At 36.5% G+C, this 2642-nt stretch carries 3 protein-coding genes and 1 rRNA gene; 3 read left to right on the plus strand and 1 reads right to left on the minus strand.

The genetic code is table 11. From position 1 onward, the window contains the following. The first annotated feature begins 11 nt into the window (after positions 1-11). A 5S ribosomal RNA gene (gene rrf / locus ACSLUH_RS19270) occupies positions 12-126 on the plus strand. Between the two features lie 64 nt (positions 127-190). On the opposite strand, the gene ACSLUH_RS19275 is transcribed toward rrf, so the two are convergent. Beyond that, the gene (locus ACSLUH_RS19275) at positions 191-592 is read right to left on the minus strand and encodes an ExbD/TolR family protein (RefSeq protein WP_448570050.1); all 402 of its coding nucleotides are present in this window, start codon (positions 590-592) and stop codon (positions 191-193) included. Between the two features lie 169 nt (positions 593-761). On the opposite strand from ACSLUH_RS19275, the gene ACSLUH_RS19280 reads away from it, so the two are divergent. Together ACSLUH_RS19280 and ACSLUH_RS19285 are read left to right on the plus strand one after the other, a co-directional pair. Further along, complete coding sequence (locus tag ACSLUH_RS19280; protein WP_448570051.1) at positions 762-1226, plus strand: hypothetical protein; 465 nt, start codon at positions 762-764, stop codon at positions 1224-1226. A gap of 171 nt (positions 1227-1397) precedes the next feature. Then, entirely contained in the window at positions 1398-2234 is an 837-nt protein-coding gene (locus tag ACSLUH_RS19285; RefSeq protein ID WP_448570052.1) for a hypothetical protein, read from the plus strand. Positions 2235-2642 lie beyond the last annotated feature (408 nt).

Genomic DNA, 2642 nt, shown 5'->3' on the forward strand with positions numbered 1-2642 from the left:
AAACGTTTTTGTCTAGCGACAATAGCACTGTGGTACCACCTGATCCCATTCCGAACTCAGAAGTGAAACGCAGTCGCGCCGATGGTAGTGTGGGAGTTCCCATGTGAGAGTAGGTCATCGCTAGACTTCTATTAAAAAAGCCCGATACATACGTGTCGGGCTTTTTGCTGTTCAGTCAATTTAGTTTTAACTATTCAGCTTTACCAATAGAGACATTAAGGTTACCAAACGATGATATTTTATCGATAGCTTTAACAACCTTTTCGTGACTAGTCTCTTTGTTTGCAATAATTAACGCGTTAGTGGTCGAGTTTTCAGCAAGAAAGCTCTCAATGCGTGCTTGCAGACGCTCAATATCGACAATACTGCCATTAAAAGAGTATCTGCCACTTTCGTCTATTTTAACAACAATAGACGGGTTATTGTCGTTGGTGTTAGTATTTGCTTTAGGTTTATTGATCAATAAACCTTCCTCTCTGACAAAAGATGTCGTAACGATAAAGAAGATTAATAAGATAAAAACTATATCTAACATAGGTGTCATATCAACATCAGCATCTGTCTGTTCTGTAAATAACTTTCTTCTACTCATACATTTTCCTTCTTTCATTTTACTTAACTATGTACGAAGTCTTACGTATTAACAACTAATCTCAAATAAACATCTGTAACATTTCATTACCAATAATTAATAGGAAATGTTTGGGTGGTTGATAACTGGTTGTTTAAGATAGGGGAATTAACAGTTAAAGGAGTTTTCAGTGAAACAAGTCATCGTAAGTTTAATGTTGTTGGTAATGTCATTCAGTGTCGTATCAAAAGAGCGAGCTAACCAGTGTGATAGCAAATGCCAAACAAAAGAAATTGTTAATTATTTTGCAGCATTAGATAACATCAGTCGAAAAGGCTCGACTGAAAAAGATATAGAAAACCTGCTTAGTAGAATGCATGACGAGGTAAAGTATATTCATGTAGAGTATCAAGCAAATTTTGATAAGGCCACCTGGCGTAAAGCATTTATGCGTAACCTAAATAAAGGTGCTTATCAAAGAGCTGCTAATGAAGAAAAACGAGTTTTAAACACTATATATGGTAAAAACCATGTCGCTATTGAATATGCTAATGGCAAAGTATTAGCTAATGGTGAATGGCAACAAGATGAGCCTTTACTGGTATTATTTGGGTTTAAAGAAGGGAAGATTAGTTTGATAAAAGAATTATGGTAATAATTCGATAGATAATTATAAATGCGTAATGGCTGAAGTCTAAAAGACTTTATTCGCTTTGAGGTAAACATTTGTATAGTCTAGCCCTAAAAAGTTGTTATTAGTCCCATTGTATTCCGATGTTTGATATTTCCGTTAACATAAAAAGCTTATCAATAGTCAGGTAATTTTATGAAACAAGTATTAATTAGTGTGTTGTTACTTTTTCTTCCTTTAAAAAATTTAGCCTCAGAATTAATACCGTTTGAGATTTATGACGGAATTTATAAATTAACTGATGGTCGAAATGTAACGGTTACATCAACTAACGAAGAACTATTATTAGCAATAGATTCAGGTAGTCTTTTAGAGTTCGCTGATATTAGAGCTGATAGCCGGGTGATAGCGATTGAAGAGAAAACCGCACAACTTATGAACTCTACCATATTAAATAATCGTAAGCGAATTGCAGAGCTCTTTGTGAAATCGCCGGGTAATATGGATGATTATATTGATGGGTACTTCGATGTGATAGCACCAGCCTTAGCTTTAAAACCTAAATTAAGTGAATTTGAGGTTATTAATACCACTTATCGAGATGAAGATTCAGATTATGGTTATGGAGACAAAAGTTGGGGGTGGGAAACGTTCACCCAATTTGCTAGAGGCGATAAGGAAGTAATGGTTAGAATCGTTTGGGATGGAGTATCAGGGCACAATGTTCATCGAGGTACGGGCAAGCTTCCTGTAGTGAAAGAAGAATTGAACTTTAAGCCTAGAAAACCTTCTCGTTCATGGGTACGTGTATACTCACCTGATACTCAAAAGATTCAAATGGTCAGAGAGTTGCCTAGAGAGCAAAGAAAGAGCGTCATACCTGCCAGATTTATTGCTTATGACATCGATACCCATAATACCGTTGGCATTAGATTTCGAAAGGAGAATGACGATGCGAACATGGTTATGGAAATTGGTCCTCTTGGCAGTGATATACTAAAATCTGCACATAGAATTTCAATGAAAGAATAATTCTTAACTTGAACAATCAAATATTAACAATGAAATTCAACTGACTGTAATAGTCGAATATGTGCCAACTAGAGCCGTTCGACTTCAAATTAAGACTATAAAACAAAGTAAAATATCGGACGCTCAGTCAAGTCATTTCCGGACGAAAACTTGTTACGATTTCTCGGAGTTGACTAGCTTTCGGATAAGACTAGGTAGGGCAAAAGGAAAGACCTGCCCCCACCTTTCTTGTTTACAGCTTCGGCACGTACGAGGCAATGTTAACCTTGACTTACTGGCTCAGCGTTCACCGAGCTCTTTGGTTGAACTGGTTTCACGATTAAGCCAATACCAATCAGAAACAACACACAAGCAATTATTTGAGCAAGGCTTAGCATTTCGTCATACATGAAGTAGCCTGATATCAGC

Source organism: Thalassotalea ganghwensis, assembly GCF_053485795.1.